The 14171-nt window shown below is 55.1% G+C and carries 13 protein-coding genes; 5 read left to right on the forward strand and 8 right to left on the reverse strand.

Annotation, left to right across the window (positions count from 1 at the left end; translation table 11 throughout):
* The first annotated feature begins 45 nt into the window (after window positions 1-45).
* On the forward strand, window positions 46-1335 hold the full coding sequence (gene bioA, locus AB6T85_RS05270) for an adenosylmethionine--8-amino-7-oxononanoate transaminase (RefSeq protein WP_253454840.1): 1290 nt from the start codon (window positions 46-48) through the stop codon (window positions 1333-1335).
* Between the two features lie 9 nt (window positions 1336-1344).
* Here bioA and AB6T85_RS05275 read toward each other — a convergent pair whose 3' ends face one another.
* The 4 genes from AB6T85_RS05275 to AB6T85_RS05290 all read right to left on the reverse strand — a co-directional run bounded on the left by AB6T85_RS05275 (window position 1345) and on the right by AB6T85_RS05290 (window position 6327).
* On the reverse strand, window positions 1345-2382 hold the full coding sequence (locus AB6T85_RS05275; RefSeq protein ID WP_253454841.1) for a fimbrial protein: 1038 nt from the start codon (window positions 2380-2382) through the stop codon (window positions 1345-1347).
* A gap of 37 nt (window positions 2383-2419) precedes the next feature.
* Window positions 2420-4894, reverse strand: a complete 2475-nt coding sequence (locus AB6T85_RS05280; RefSeq protein ID WP_301729823.1) for a fimbria/pilus outer membrane usher protein — start codon at window positions 4892-4894, stop codon at window positions 2420-2422.
* A gap of 23 nt (window positions 4895-4917) precedes the next feature.
* A complete protein-coding gene (locus AB6T85_RS05285) occupies window positions 4918-5658 on the reverse strand; it encodes a fimbrial biogenesis chaperone (protein WP_253454843.1) in 741 nt (246 codons plus the stop codon).
* Between the two features lie 69 nt (window positions 5659-5727).
* The gene (locus tag AB6T85_RS05290; protein ID WP_369894962.1) at window positions 5728-6327 is read right to left on the reverse strand and encodes a fimbrial protein; all 600 of its coding nucleotides are present in this window, start codon (window positions 6325-6327) and stop codon (window positions 5728-5730) included.
* A gap of 657 nt (window positions 6328-6984) precedes the next feature.
* Between AB6T85_RS05290 and curA the strand changes: the two genes are divergently transcribed.
* The 3 genes from curA to AB6T85_RS05305 are packed head-to-tail and all read left to right on the forward strand — an operon-like array spanning window position 6985 to window position 9210.
* Window positions 6985-8037: an NADPH-dependent curcumin/dihydrocurcumin reductase gene (curA, locus tag AB6T85_RS05295; protein ID WP_253454845.1), complete on the forward strand. Its 1053-nt coding sequence runs from the start codon at window positions 6985-6987 to the stop codon at window positions 8035-8037.
* A gap of 1 nt (window position 8038) precedes the next feature.
* On the forward strand, window positions 8039-8719 hold the full coding sequence (locus tag AB6T85_RS05300) for a type 1 glutamine amidotransferase domain-containing protein (RefSeq protein WP_253454846.1): 681 nt from the start codon (window positions 8039-8041) through the stop codon (window positions 8717-8719).
* A 14-nt stretch (window positions 8720-8733) separates the two neighbouring features.
* The gene (locus AB6T85_RS05305) at window positions 8734-9210 is read left to right on the forward strand and encodes a kinase inhibitor (protein ID WP_253454847.1); all 477 of its coding nucleotides are present in this window, start codon (window positions 8734-8736) and stop codon (window positions 9208-9210) included.
* A 33-nt stretch (window positions 9211-9243) separates the two neighbouring features.
* Here the strand turns inward: AB6T85_RS05305 and pgl are convergent, their stop codons facing one another.
* Window positions 9244-10239, reverse strand: a complete 996-nt coding sequence (gene pgl, locus AB6T85_RS05310) for a 6-phosphogluconolactonase (RefSeq protein WP_301251304.1) — start codon at window positions 10237-10239, stop codon at window positions 9244-9246.
* Window positions 10240-10388: 149 nt separating this feature from the next.
* On the opposite strand from pgl, the gene AB6T85_RS05315 reads away from it, so the two are divergent.
* Window positions 10389-11207: a pyridoxal phosphatase gene (locus tag AB6T85_RS05315; RefSeq protein ID WP_253454849.1), complete on the forward strand. Its 819-nt coding sequence runs from the start codon at window positions 10389-10391 to the stop codon at window positions 11205-11207.
* A 324-nt stretch (window positions 11208-11531) separates the two neighbouring features.
* On the opposite strand, the gene modC is transcribed toward AB6T85_RS05315, so the two are convergent.
* Genes modC through modA form a run of 3 tightly spaced genes read right to left on the reverse strand, consistent with a single transcriptional unit; the run spans window position 11532 to window position 14046 of the window.
* Window positions 11532-12590 (reverse strand): molybdenum ABC transporter ATP-binding protein ModC, encoded by a 1059-nt coding sequence (gene modC, locus AB6T85_RS05320; protein WP_253454850.1) that lies wholly within the window; start codon window positions 12588-12590, stop codon window positions 11532-11534.
* Window positions 12584-13279, reverse strand: a complete 696-nt coding sequence (modB, locus tag AB6T85_RS05325) for a molybdate ABC transporter permease subunit (RefSeq protein ID WP_253454851.1) — start codon at window positions 13277-13279, stop codon at window positions 12584-12586. Before modB ends, modC begins: the two co-directional genes overlap by 7 nt.
* The gene (modA, locus tag AB6T85_RS05330) at window positions 13276-14046 is read right to left on the reverse strand and encodes a molybdate ABC transporter substrate-binding protein (RefSeq protein WP_301729826.1); all 771 of its coding nucleotides are present in this window, start codon (window positions 14044-14046) and stop codon (window positions 13276-13278) included. The genes modB and modA overlap by 4 nt, the downstream gene beginning before the upstream one ends.
* Window positions 14047-14171: the final 125 nt, after the last annotated feature.

The following is a 14171-nucleotide window of genomic DNA, read 5'->3' on the forward strand; positions in this document are numbered from 1 at the left end:
TATACTTGTAAACTAAATTTTTTAATTTTGGTTTACAAGTATTTTATGACCCCTCTCGACCTCGCTTTTGACCGCGACCATATCTGGCATCCCTACACGTCAATGAGCAAACCGCTGCCGGTGTATCCGGTGGTCGCGGCCTCTGGCACCTCGCTGCAGCTGGCTGACGGCCGCGAGCTGGTGGACGGCATGTCTTCCTGGTGGGCAGCTATCCACGGCTATAACCATCCGCGCCTGAACCAGGCGATGCACGCGCAGATCGAGCAGATGTCGCACGTGATGTTTGGCGGGATCACCCATCCTGCGGCCGTGGCGCTCTGTCGTCGTCTGGTAGAGATGACGCCGCAGGGGCTGGAGTGCGTTTTTCTGGCGGATTCGGGCTCGGTAGCCGTTGAGGTTGCCATGAAAATGGCGCTGCAATATTGTCAGGCGCGCGGCGAAAGGCGTCAGCGCTTTCTGACGCTGCGCAACGGCTATCACGGCGATACCTTTGCCGCGATGTCGGTATGCGATCCGCAGAACTCCATGCATTCGCTCTATCAGGGCTATCTGCCGAACCACCTGTTCGCCGCCGCGCCGGGCTGCGGGTTCGACGATGAGTGGCAGGAAAGCGATATCGCCGATTTTGCCCGTCTGATTGGCGAACAGGCGCACGAGCTGGCCGCGGTGATCCTGGAACCCATCGTGCAGGGCGCGGGCGGAATGCGCTTCTATCATCCGCGCTATCTGCAAGGCGTGCGCGAGCTGTGCGATCGCCACAACGTGCTGCTGATAGCCGATGAAATCGCAACAGGCTTTGGCCGTACCGGCAAGCTTTTCGCCTGCGATCACGCCGGCATATCGCCTGATATTCTGTGCGTTGGCAAAGCGCTGACCGGCGGCACCATGACGCTTTCCGCCACGCTGACCACGCGCGAGGTTGCCAATACCATCAGCAACGGCGAGGCGGGCTGTTTTATGCACGGCCCGACGTTTATGGGCAATCCGCTGGCCTGCGCGGTGGCCAGCGAAAGCCTGGCGATGCTGCAGGAAAATCGCTGGCAGCGGCAGGTAAGCGCGATTGAAGCGCAGCTGAAAGCCGCGCTGCTGCCGCTAAAAGCGCAGCCGGAAGTGGCGGATGCCAGGGTACTGGGTGCGATTGGCGTTATCGAAACTCGTCGACCGGTGAATATGGCGGCGCTGCAGCGCTTTTTCGTTGAGCGCGGCGTCTGGATCCGTCCTTTCGGCAGGCTTATCTATTTAATGCCGCCTTACGTTATCGAGCCGGAAGCGCTGCAAAAGCTGACGACAGCGATAGCGGCGGCGGTTGCCTGCCCCACGCTGTTTTTATCCTGACGACGGCGATCAGTCATAGTCAAAATAAATAGTCGCGGTGGCAACGACCGACCCTGGACTGAGATTAGCCGGATCGAACACCTTATAGGCAGCGTTCAGGTTAATGGCGCTGGCATGAATGTCGGCGCCTTTGGTAATCGACAGCAGCGAAGTGGCTTCACCTGCCGCCGTCCCGCCTGACAGAGAAACGGCCTTACCGGCGCTGTCGCTCAAGACGATGCCGACGCCCTGCGAGCTGGAGCGGCTGTTACGCATAATCTGCTGGCTGTTCTCCACCAGGTCGGCGCTATAGAGCCAGGCATTAACCGAACGCGTAGCGCCACCCGCCAGGGTTGCAGAGCAGCTGATCGGCAGCGTAAAAGAGGTACTGTCGGTGGCAATGCCGTTACGCAGCATATTCAACGACACCCTGGGTAGCGTCACCTGCTGATCCGGCATTTCACAGGTGGTTTCCGCCGGGTTAAAGGTCACCGTCAGGGACTGATAGCCCAGGTAATCATTGTTCCAGTTGCCCGAAGCCGCCACTTCAGCCGCCTGCTCCACCGTAGGCGTGGAGCCAATAAAGTTGGCGTTATGCATCACCATGGTCACGATCTCCGCGCTCCCGGCGTCGGTCACCTTGTAAAATTTGCTGTCGGTTACGCCCGGATCGCTGTCCAGTAAGGTGGCGGTAAGCTGATAGCTAAAATCCGAGCCTTGCAGCGTTCTGTCGCCGTTTTCATAATCTATCTTTTCGATAAATCCACTGGTCTGAAGTTTTATCCAGCGTGCCGTGCCCGCTGCGTTAACAAACTTCACCCAAAAGCCATTTTGTATCGGGCTGACAAAGTGCACCGCGTTGCTATTGAAAATAAGATAGCATGTTACCGGCACTGACCAGGTTGCCGTTCGGGTTTCGCTGTGGCTATCCTGCGCGGTCAGCAAACCTGAAAGGTTCAGGCTGTCGTTGGCCTTTACCGTCGAACCGCTTATAAGGGTACAGCCCGCCTGCACGCCTGCGGAAACAGCGCACAACCCGAGCAGTAACGCTATCCAGTATTTTTTCATGATGACTCCCTGAAAATGAATGCGGCGCCTTTTCGGCTTAGCGCACGCAAAAAGAGGTCTGCGCCGCGTTGGCTAAATGGATCCGGCACGTTTTACTTTCCTGCCCTTCCGTCAGCTGCACGTGCAGCCATTCGGGGAGCTGCTTCGCTTTGAGATAAATCAGGCTGCCCTGCGCTACGTAGCCCAGCGAGTTGCCTTCTGCATCGGTGACGCCGGCCCCAAAAGGCAAAGGCTGCCCGTTATCAAACAGCGCTTTGAAGGTAAACACGGCACGCGTGTCGGTTTTATATTGCACATAGTTAATGCTGCCTGCCCAGGGCGTCACGCGTCCGATATTGCCCAGCAGTTCGCCCTCGCTTTCACCGCGAGGGTTATCCAACAGATAAGTGTTCATACGGTAAGGCGTGACGGAAGGAACCAGAACCCGGCCTGCGCGGTTGGTTCTCATATTGGGATTGCCGTTGACCGTGGCCTGAGCAATACCCGGCGCGTCCAGGATCACAAAAGTATTGCCCGTGTTGCCTGAAGCCAGCACGCCATCGCGCCAGAGTACGGCGCTGCCGCTGGCGCCTATGCCAAGCTGACGGAAATCGCTCGCCTCGCTGTACTGACCCGTTAACTTTGCATAAGGCGTGCGCCAGGCGCTGTAGGCACCAAACTTTGCGCTGTGTCCGGTACGGTCATGGCTGAAGTTAAGGCTGTAGTCCAGGCTTTCCAGCGAGCTGTTGACCCCGGCTTCCATACCGCTATATTTACCGTCCTGCGACGAGGTACGCAGCGTGACGCTGTGGCGGTTGCCGGACAGAGAGAGTGGAATAGTAACGGCCAGGTCGATCCGCTGCTCATCGTAGCTTTTGCTGCTGTAACGCCGCTCTTCTTCGCTGCCGTCATATTCATAATGATTGCGGCGAAAGGCCAGGCTCCACGTCGCTTTTTTGTACAGGTTGCTGTAGGTCAGGCTGTATTGCTTTAGCATGCGATCGCTGTTCCAGTACTGACGCCACAAGCCGTCAATCGCAATCCGTCCCCAGCCCGGCGGCAGGGTCTGATCGAGGTTAACGCTGAAGCTCTGTTTGCTTCGCAGGTATTGCTTACCGTTCTCCTCACGCGCTAGCGCATTGGTTTGTACCGTGTCATACAGGGAAAGATAGCGCGCCGTGTTGTAATAGTAAGTCGCCAGCGTCAGGTTGGTTTTGGTCATAAAGAAGCGGCTGTAAGCTAATTTCCAGCGCTCTCCCTGCATCGATTCCCCACTGTTCAGATGCGCGCGGGCCATGTCCACATTGGTTGAAAATGATCCGACCCGTGGCAAACTGAACGCGCCGCCCAGCAGAAAAGAAGCATAATCCTGGCTTAGCGTGGCGCCGCTATAGAGCGTCAGATAGTTATTAATGCCGTGTGAGCCATTGCCCTGAACAAAGGCCGGGTGTAAATCCACGTCATGCAGCTGAACGTTACCCGCCGTTAACAGCCACTCTGACGAGCCGCTTCTCAACATATCGGAAACGGTAGAGTAAGGGACGGTAAAACGCTCGGTGATGCCGCCAGCGTTGGCAACTTCTACCGTGAGATCGCTGCGCGATCCGCCAGGCATAAGATCGTCAATAACAAAAGGGCCCGGCGGCACGTTTGTTTGATAAATGGCGCTGCCGTTTTGATAAACGCTGACTACGGCGTTCGCCGTGGCGTTACCGCGAATAACCGGCATATAGGTACGATAAGAATCGGGATACATGCGCTGGTCTTGTTTTAAGGTGATGCCGCGAAAACGTACGTTATCGAACCAGGGCGAATTGGTATAGCTGTCCCCTATCCTGAATAACGAATTAATAGCTGGCAGCGCGCGTTCGACATAGCGGGATTGCGTATTCCATTCTCCCTGGCGACTACGCGTACGTTGAAACTGGCTGTTATCGACCAACTGCCAGTGGGCTAAATTAATGCCGCTGCTGAGCGAAAGAAAAACGTTATCCGCATTGCCATCGTTGTTATGCTGTTGGAGGTTATTATAGCTGAGGCTGTAATTGGTAAAAGCGCCATTAATCCCTGCATCCCACAGTTCCGGCGCGATCCAGCGGCGATCTTTTTTATCTATCCTGGCCTGAGGAATAGTCAGATTCAGGCGCAGCATTCCTCTGTTAAGCGTGGCCTGTCCGCCGTAAAGTATTTCGGCTACCGGCACCCACTCTTTTTTAGTTATCGCTTTTTTATCAATATATTTAATTGGCAGAGCTTTAAGCGTTGCGCCTGACAGCCAGAAAGCTTCCCCTGAATCCACTTTCACCGGAAAATTACCGCTCCAGCTGCCGTTAATATAAATATCCAGATCGTAAACTCCGGATAAAATGGTCTGCCCCTGATTATTCCAGTCAGCCTGAGAAGAATCCCCTACCATCAAACTGGTATTGAATGTTTCAGCCGCGTTGACTACAGAGCAGTTCAGAATAATACATGTGAGATAAAATAGCTTTCCATAGCCTGTTGGGGCAAGCAAATTTACTGTCGCCTTCATTATTTGCTCCTGAATAATTCCTTTTATTTTACTAAATCAATTGTAACAGGGACTCTGCTGCCATAGTCGTCAATATAAGTCAGCTGATACTTGCCGCCTGAAGCGGATACTTTTCCTGCATCAAGAGGCTGACAGGTAAAAGGCGGTACCGAAACGGTTTTACTAATCAGATTATCCTGTTTTTTTCCTTGCTGAACGCGCGTGCTTTTTCCGTCCCATCTCATCAGCTGTATGGCAGTCAGATAAAAAGGCGATGCATTATTGATGCAGACATTCTGGTTTTTCCTTTTCAGGCTCAGGTACCGACCAATATTTTCAGGCGAGATCTTTAGTCCTGTCGGACGCCAAAAAATTTTTATCCGGCTGCGTATAGCGACCTGCATATAGTTAGCCGCCGCATCCAGCTTTTTCGGTACAGGAGGAATATCCAGCACGTTCAGCCAGTACAGCGACTCGCGATCTTTGGCCAGGGTTCTGACCTGATCGTTGTGATTAATCCTTAAAACCTGGCCATCGTTACCCTGAATTTTTACCACCGGGGGAACCACCATAAAGGGCGTTGAGATGTTTTCAGGCTTTTCGTTTTGTCTGCCGTCATCTATCCATGCCTGCACCAGATGCTGTTCTTTACTTTTATTGATTAGCTGCACTGAAACACTTTTAGCGTCGGCAGGAAAGATCACGCGGGTTGAATTAATAATAACATTGGCGCTGGCGGCGCAGCTGAAGACATAACAGACGATAATAAGCAAAAACTTTTTCACAAACACTCCTGAAATGCCGTCCGGAAGAGACAGGAAAGCCGACGCTCTCCTGTCCGGGTGCAAGGTAGATTATTCGTAGCTGAACGTATAAGTTGCGGTAGTCACTACTGAACCAGTAGAAACGTTGCTGCCGCCGTAGTTGTAATAATGCGCGTAAAGATTAATGTCGCCTGCCGCAGCCGTATCGTAATTCCCACTGGCAGCGGATTGGCTTGTAGCCAGTCCTGTTGCCAGAGCCTCGTTCATTTTTACCAGATCGCTACCGTTTTTAGTGATGGCGATACCGACACCTTCGGCTGAACCCGATTCGTTTTTCAGGTAATTCATATCATCCGAAACATTGGCGCCGGTGAAGACAATATTCAACGACTGTGCAGCCGTGCTGGCGTTATCAAAACCGCTACAGCCCGAAACGGTAATCGTAAAAGGCGTGGCGCTGCTGCCGATCACGCCTGGCGTGGTGCCCATGTCTTCTTTAGTGACAGGCGACACGTTAACGGTAAAGTCCGACCCGCTATTCGTGGTGACATTACAGGTTGTGTCGCTGACCGCGCCGTTAAAGGTAATAGTGCCCCCGGCGACAGAGGTGCCGGTTGCTGCATATACGCTGCCAGTAAAAAGGGTACCCGCCATAGCGGTAGCTAATAATAATTTTTTAAATTCTTCCATAAATTCCCTCTACTTCACATGTTTATGTGGCTGACTTTTTAGATATAAATTCATCAGGAACATTCCAGCTCAGGAATATAGCATTCCTTAAGAAGGCCCCGAGCCTTATTATCGCCCTATTTCTAATTTCTTGTAAATAGTTTTTAGGACAAATCTAATTAAACAGTCCCATCAAAAAGCTTAGCTATTGTTTAGATAAATAGTAAATTATGTTAAGGGTAACGATAAAAATAAATATAAATACATTAATTAACTAACAATACTCTTAAGTTAAACTAAGTTTTGTCAGAAGATTCATAATTTATACCTAAAATTCTGAATTTCTCGCCCGGACAATAATTAAAACATTGTTAATGAAACGCACATCTTCATCAGGAAATACGCAATAACTAACCTATTTATATCCCAATACAAGCTCTATTTTTGCGTTAATTATATGAACGCTTTTACATTGATTGCGCGATAAAGCTTTTAAAAATTGTTAATAATAATTGCGTTGCCGCCCCGGTTTTAACCCACAGGCAAGCAGAAAAAGATTAAAAAGCCTCACTAAATTTCAGTGGCGCTGTTTTACCTGTTTTACGGCCCAGAGCAAAGCGAGCACGAGACATATGCACTACGCTTTTTACGGGTTGTATTTTGTAAAGGAGAAAAACTATGCCGCAAGACAAACAGACAAATCGCCGTATCGTGCTCGCCTCGCGCCCGCATGGCGCACCGACTGAAGCTAACTTTCGTCTGGAGTCACAGCACGTACCAACGCCAGGGAAAGGCCAGATTCTACTTCGGACGATCTGGCTCTCGCTGGATCCTTATATGCGTGGCCGGATGAGCGACGCGCCTTCCTATGTGCCGCCGATCGCCGTTAACGACGTCATGGGCGCGGGCACCGTCGCCATCGTTGAACAATCAAATCATGAAGATTACCAGCCTGGCGACTGGGTAGTCAGCCAGAGCGGCTGGCAGGATTTTGCCCTGTCGGACGGCAAAGATCTGTTTAAGCTCAGCGGCCCCGTGCTGAAACACCCTTCGTGGGCGCTCGGCATGCTGGGGATGACCGGTTTTACCGCCTATATGGGCCTGTTGGATATTGGTAATCCGCAGCCGGGCGAAACCGTGGTCGTGGCGGCGGCAACCGGCGCGGTCGGCTCTATGGTAGGCCAGATAGCGAAGCTGAAAGGCTGTTACGTGGTGGGTATTGCCGGTGGCGAAGAAAAATGCCGCTACGCCGAAGATGTGCTGGGCTTTGACCGCTGCCTCAACCATCGGTCAGGCGACTTATCAGAATCGCTTAAACGCTACTGCCGCGACGGTATCGACGTCTATTTTGAAAGCGTCGGCGGCCCGGTATTTGACGCCGTCCTGCCGCTGATGAATACCAAAGGCCGTATCCCGGTCTGCGGCCTGATCGCCGACTACAACAGCAAGGATGCGCCGGAAGGGCCAAATCGCCTGCCGCTTTTCCAGAGCGCCATCCTGCGTAAGCGCCTGCACGTTCAGGGCTTTATTATCAATCAGGATTACGGTCATCGCTTTAACGAATTTTTCCAGCAAATGAGTCAGTGGGTCGCGGAGGATCGTTTTGTTTTCCGCGAAGACATAGTAGAGGGTCTGGACAACGCGCCGGAAACCTTTATCGGCATGCTCGAAGGTAAAAACTTCGGTAAAGTGCTGATTAAAGTGGCTGGCGACACGCCAACAGGAGCCTGAAATGAAAATTTTAATGGTGCTGACTTCGCATGACCGACTTGGCGAAACCGGCAAAAAAACCGGTTTCTGGCTGGAGGAGTTCGCAGCGCCTTATTACATTTTCCGCGATGCGGGCATCAACGTGGTGCTGGCGTCGCCCGCTGGCGGACACCCGCCGCTGGATCCCAAAAGCGACGAGCCGGATGCGCAAAGCGCCGATACCGAACGCTTCCGTAAAGATATTGCCGCTCAGCAGGCGCTGGCCAATACCCAGCAGCTGGGCAACATCGACAGCAGCAAATTCGACGCGGTGTTTTATGCCGGCGGCCACGGCCCGCTCTGGGATCTGGCGGAGGATCGGCAGAGCATTGAACTGATTGAGAGTTTTTACGCTAACGGCAAACCGGTCGGCGCGGTCTGCCACGCGCCGGGCGTGCTGAAGCGGGCGAAAAAGCCGGACGGTTCGCCACTGGTGGCCGGAAAACGCGTGACGGGCTTCAGCAACAGTGAAGAAAGCGCCGTCGGGCTGACGAATGTGGTACCTTTCCTGGTTGAGGATGCGCTGAGAGGGCTGGGCGGCAACTATGAAAAAACCCATGACTGGGGCAGTTTCGCCATTACGGACGGTCACCTGGTGACCGGCCAGAATCCCGCATCCTCCGTCGCCGCAGCCGAGGAGCTGCTGAAACTGCTTCATCAATAATGCCAGGAGGGGAAATGAAACTCTTTAGTCAGGATTTTAACGACGGCGACAAGCTACCGGCGCGCCAGGTTTTTAACGGGATGGGCTACGAAGGCGATAACCTGTCGCCGCATCTGACCTGGGATGACGTGCCCGCCGGCACCAAAAGTTTTGTCGTCACCTGTTTTGATCCCGATGCGCCAACTGGCTCCGGCTGGTGGCACTGGGGCGTGGCCAACCTGCCTGCCGACACGCGCGTGCTGCCGCAGGGCGCAGGCTCCGGCGTGGCCGAACTGCCTTCCGGTGCGGTGCAGACCCGCACGGATTTCGGCAAAGCGGGCTATGGCGGCGCGGCACCGCCAAAAGGCGAAAGCCATCGCTACATTTTCACCGTCTATGCGCTGGACGTGGAAAAGCTGGACGTGGACGAGCAGGCGAGCGGCGCGATGCTGGGCTTTAACGTGCATTTCCATCAGCTGGCGAGCGCTTCGCTTACCGCTATCTACAGCTGATAAAAAACAGGCGGCCTTATCGCCGCCTGTCCTTTAAATTTCCGTGATGGTCACCCACATCGGCCCCTGCCCTACCGCATAACGTCCCAGCGGCGTCAGCAGCCCTCTCTCTTCCGCAATGCTATAGACTGCAATATGGTGCGACTTCTGTCCCGCCGCAATCAGGTAGCGACCGCTGGCGTCGATGTTAAAGCCGCGCGGCTGCGTTTCCGTTGGCTGATGGCCCTCAATCGTCAACAGTCCGCCGTCCTCGCTGACGCTGAACGTGGTCAGTACGCTGGCGGTACGGTCGCAGGCGTAAAGGTGACGACCGTTCGGGGTCAGGCGAATATCCGCCGCCCAGCGCGTGTCGCTGAAGCCTGCGGGCATCATATCCAGGCTCTGCACGCGTTCGACTTCGCCATGCGCGTTATTCAGCTGCCAGACGTCAACCGTACTGTCCAGTTCGTTTACGCAGTAGGCGTACTGCTGGTTCGGATGAAACACCATATGGCGCGGGCCAGCGCCCTCAACCGTATTGACCTGAGGCTGCGCGTGCGGCAGCAGCTGACCGTCTTCCTGTAAATCAAACAGACAGATGCGATCCTGTTTTAGCGCCGGGACGAACAGCGTTTCGTTTTTAAGATCGATGTTAGCCGAGTGGCAGCCATCCAGCCCTTTAATCACCTGCAACGGTTCGCCCGGCAGGCCTTGCGCATCGATCGGCGTGACGCTGACGCAGGCGTCGTTATAGGAACCGGTAAAAATAAAGCGTCCCTGACGATCGGTAGAAATATGGGTCGGGCTGCCCGGCAGCGGCGCTTCTGCCGCTTTGGTCAGCTTGCCTTCGCTGTCGATATGAAAAGCGATAACGCGGAAATCAGGACGGATACCGACATACAGAAAAGCTTTATTCGGGCTGACCACCATTGGCTGAACCTGGCCTGGCAGATCGACCACCTGCAGCAGCGTCAGCGCGCCCTGCGGGTCAAGCTGCCAGGCATGGATCTGCCCGCTTTCCGGGCTGGCGGTATAAACGACTTGTTTCATAAATGCTCCTTTTTCAGGTCAATCGGGTCTGCTTCAGCGTAGCGCGTTTTCGCAGGCCACGCAGGCGGATTTGTGCCGGACGATTTTGTCAGCGCCGCCACAGGGTGTAGACTCAAAAATTCGTTTTCAAACCACATTCGGAACGATTTATGAGTTATCGCGTTATTGCTTTAGATCTGGACGGTACGCTGCTGACGCCGCGTAAGACCATTCTTCCTGAATCGCTGGAAGCGCTGCAAAAGGCCCGGCAGGCTGGCGTAAAAATTGTGATAGTGACCGGCCGCCATCACGTCGCTATCCACCCTTTTTATCAGGCGCTGGCGCTCGACACACCTGCAATCTGCTGTAATGGCACCTATTTGTATGATTATCAAGCAAAAAAGGTGATATCTGCCGATCCGCTGCCGCAGGATCAGGCGCTGCGGGTGATTGAGATGCTGGACGAGGCCGCCATTCATGGCCTGCTGTATGTTGATAACGCGATGCTTTACCAGGCCGAAACCGGCCATGTAACCCGCACCATTAACTGGGGGCTGTCGCTGCCGGAACATCAGCGTCCGGTGTTTATTAAGGTGCCGAGCCTGAGCAAGGCGGCAGAAGAAGCGGAATCGATCTGGAAATTTGCCATATCCCATCCCGATACCCGCGCGCTGCAACAGTTTGCCGACAGCGTGGAGCAGGAAATGGGCCTGGCCTGCGAATGGTCCTGGCACGATCAGGTCGATATTGCCAAAGCGGGCAACAGCAAAGGCAAACGGCTGGCGGAGTGGGTTGAATCTGAAGGCTATCGGATGAGCGATGTGCTGGCCTTTGGCGATAACTATAATGACCTGAGCATGCTGGAAAACGTCGGGCTGGGCGTGGCGATGGGCAACGCCGACGATGCCATCAAGGCGCGCGCGCATCGGACGATCGGCACCAATCTGGAGCCGGGTATCGCACAGACTATTTATCAGGAAGTGCTGTAGCGGCTTTACCGATGGCAGGCGATCGGCAGCAGTCTGGCGCTGGGTATCGCACAGACTATTTATCAGGAAGTGCTGTAGCGGCTTTGCCGGTGGCAGGCGATCGGCAGCAGTCTGGAACCGGGTATCGCACAGACTATTTATCAGGAAGTGCTGTAGCGGCCTTGCCGATGGCAGGCGATCGGCAGCAGTCTGGCGCTGGGGATTGCACAGACTATCTGTCAGGAAGTGCTGCCAGCCTGGCTGACGATGTCCGCCTGTTGACGCGGGCATCGCCCTGAAAGCGATATCTGCGTCAACGCGACGGCAAAATGTATAAGCGGCGCGTCAGGCGGCGATCGCCACGCTTTTGATCTGGGCGTAGAGCCACATGCCCGGTTTAATCATCAGCTCATCCCGCGCCCAGGGCGTAATGCGCGCCCAGAGTTCGCTTTGCCCTATCAGCAGCTTCACCTCGACCTGATTATCGATATCCAGCAGCTCGCCGACCTGCGCCGGAATGACGTTGCGGATAGTGCTGTTCAGCGGCGGCTGCAGCACCAGCGAGACGTCGGCGGCCTGAATGCGAATGCGCAGCGGCGTTTTCAGCGGCGCGTCGATGCGGTTAACCCAGATATGCTGATCGCCCAGCGAAAGGGCCGTCATCGCATAGTGCGGATGCTGCTCCAGCACCTGAACGCGCAGCACGCTGCTTTGCTCCGCGCGCGGCAGCCACGGCCGCATGGCGCTGCTGGCCCAGACTTTTTCCAGCGCGCCCAGCGCTTTCACTTCGCCTTTATCCAGCACCAGCACGTTATCCGCCAGCTGGATAATCTCTTCAAGGCTGTGGCTGACGTACAGCACCGGAATGGCCACCTGTTTCGCCAGCGCCTGCAAATAGGGCAGCAGCTCACGCTTGCGCGGCAGATCCAACGAGGCCAGCGGCTCATCCATCAGCAAAATTTCCGGCGCGCTGAGCAGAGCGCGGCCTATCGCCACCCGCTGTTTTTCTCCGCCGGACAGCGAAAAAGGAAAACGCGACAGCAGCTCGCCGATGCCTAGCAGCGCTACCAGTTCATCGAACTGCGAGCGCATCGTTTTCGCCATGCCGTATTCCAGGTTGCCTTTCACCTTGTAGTGCGGAAAGAGGCGCGCATCCTGAAAAACATAGCCGATACGGCGCTTTTCCGGCGGCAGGTTCACGCTGGTCTGAGCATCGAACAGCACCCTGTCGTTCAGGGAAATATGTCCTTCCTGCGGCGTGGTCAGGCCGCCGATAGCGTTAATAAGTGACGTCTTGCCGGCGCCAGAGACGCCGAAAACAGCCGTGATGCCTTGCGCCGGTATGTTTGCGTTTACCTGCAAAGTGTGGTCGCCAAGGCGCTGGACAATATCAAGCTCTAACATGGCATCCCCAACTTTTTGCGTCCCCGACGCGCCAGCCATTCCGCCAGCCACAGCGAACAAAGCGCCAGCGCAATAGCGATCAGGCAAAGCCTGGCCGCCGCGTTTTCCGCGCCCGGCGTTTCAATCAGCGTATACATGGCGGAAGGAAGCGTGCGGGTTTCGCCAGGAATATTGGACACAAAGGTGATGGTCGCGCCGAATTCGCCCAGCGAACGGGCGAAGGCGAGCACCGTGCCGGCGATAATGCCGGGCAGCGTCAGCGGCAAGGTGATGGTGAAAAACACCCGCCAGCGGCCTGCGCCCAGCGTGCGCGCCGCCAGCTCCAGCCGACCGTCAACGCCTTCCAGCGCCAGGCGAATTGCCCGTACCATCAGCGGAAAAGCGACCACGGCAGAGGCCAGCGCCGCGCCGCGCCAGCTAAAGGCGAAGGTAAAGCCGAACCAGTCGTAGAGATACTGGCCGATAAAGCCGCGTCTGCCGAATCCAATCAGCAGCAGATAGCCGACCACCACCGGCGGCAGCACCAGCGGCAGGTGGATCAGGCTGTCGAGCAGCGTCTTGCCGGGAAACCGGCAGCGTACCAGCACCCAGGCCGCTGCTATGCCCAACGGCAGGCTGAACAGCACCGCCACGCTGGAGACTTTCAGGCTGAGCAGAACCGCCTGCCATTCGGGATCGCTTAATATCACAGAGGCGTAAATCCGTAGTGTTTAAACACGGCCGCAGCTTCCGGCCCTTTCAGATAATGATAAAACGCGGCGACGCCGGCGGTATCATGCCCTTTCACTTTCGCCATTGGATATTCCACCGGCTTGTGGCTGTCTGCCGGGAAAACGCCAACCACGGCCACTTTGCTGCTGGCTACCGCATCGGAGCCATACACGATGCCGTAAGGCGTTTCATTGCGCTCCACCAGTGCCAGCGCGGCGCGCACGCTGTTGCCTCTCGCCAGCATCGGCTCCAGCGTTGACCAGGCGCCCAGCGACTGCAATGCTTCCTTGGCGTAGAGCCCTGCCGGAACATGATCGGGATCGCCTACGGACAGACGCTGGCCCTGCAACAGGCTTTTCCAGTCGGTGTTTTTCGACAGCGTGACTCGCGGCGATTTCGCTTCTTTCGGCGCTACCAGCACCAGCTCGTTGCCTAACAGCGTATAGCGGCTGGCTTCTTCAATGCTTTTTTTCTGCGCCGCGTAATCCATCCACTGCTGATCGGCAGAGATAAAAAGATCGGCGGGCGCGCCCTGCTCTATCTGCCGCGCCAGCGTAGAAGAAGAGGCAAAAGAGGAGACAATTTTTACCTCTTTTCCCTGCTGGTAGCGATTAGCGATATCCTGCAACGCGTTGGTTAAGGAGGCGGCGGCAAAAACGGTAATTTTTTCAGCCGCTACGGCCTGGCCGGTCAGGCTTGCCGTTACCACGGCACCGATCAAGAAATGGCGTAATTTCACAGACATGGTCTTCTCCGAAGGTCTCGTTATGTAGCCTTCACTATAACGATTTAACAACCGGTGTCATAAAGATTATCGGCATAAACGGAGAGAAGTTGAGGCGGCTCGCAAAAAATAGCGCCCGGTGTCGC

Source organism: Erwinia aeris (assembly GCF_041224955.1).
Lineage (GTDB): Bacteria > Pseudomonadota > Gammaproteobacteria > Enterobacterales > Enterobacteriaceae > Erwinia > Erwinia aeris.

Bases quoted from the DNA above. Each gene is read 5' to 3' on its own strand.
- AB6T85_RS05315 (WP_253454849.1), top strand. From the start codon at position 10,389: ATGAGTTATCGCGTTATTGCTTTAGATCTGGACGGTACGCTGCTGACG.
- modC (WP_253454850.1), bottom strand. From the start codon at position 12,590: ATGTTAGAGCTTGATATTGTCCAGCGCCTTGGCGACCACACTTTGCAG.
- bioA (WP_253454840.1), top strand. From the start codon at position 46: ATGACCCCTCTCGACCTCGCTTTTGACCGCGACCATATCTGGCATCCC.
- modA (WP_301729826.1), bottom strand. From the start codon at position 14,046: ATGTCTGTGAAATTACGCCATTTCTTGATCGGTGCCGTGGTAACGGCA.
- AB6T85_RS05275 (WP_253454841.1), bottom strand. From the start codon at position 2,382: ATGAAAAAATACTGGATAGCGTTACTGCTCGGGTTGTGCGCTGTTTCC.
- AB6T85_RS05300 (WP_253454846.1), top strand. From the start codon at position 8,039: ATGAAAATTTTAATGGTGCTGACTTCGCATGACCGACTTGGCGAAACC.
- pgl (WP_301251304.1), bottom strand. From the start codon at position 10,239: ATGAAACAAGTCGTTTATACCGCCAGCCCGGAAAGCGGGCAGATCCAT.
- AB6T85_RS05290 (WP_369894962.1), bottom strand. From the start codon at position 6,327: ATGGAAGAATTTAAAAAATTATTATTAGCTACCGCTATGGCGGGTACC.
- AB6T85_RS05305 (WP_253454847.1), top strand. From the start codon at position 8,734: ATGAAACTCTTTAGTCAGGATTTTAACGACGGCGACAAGCTACCGGCG.
- AB6T85_RS05280 (WP_301729823.1), bottom strand. From the start codon at position 4,894: ATGAAGGCGACAGTAAATTTGCTTGCCCCAACAGGCTATGGAAAGCTA.
- curA (WP_253454845.1), top strand. From the start codon at position 6,985: ATGCCGCAAGACAAACAGACAAATCGCCGTATCGTGCTCGCCTCGCGC.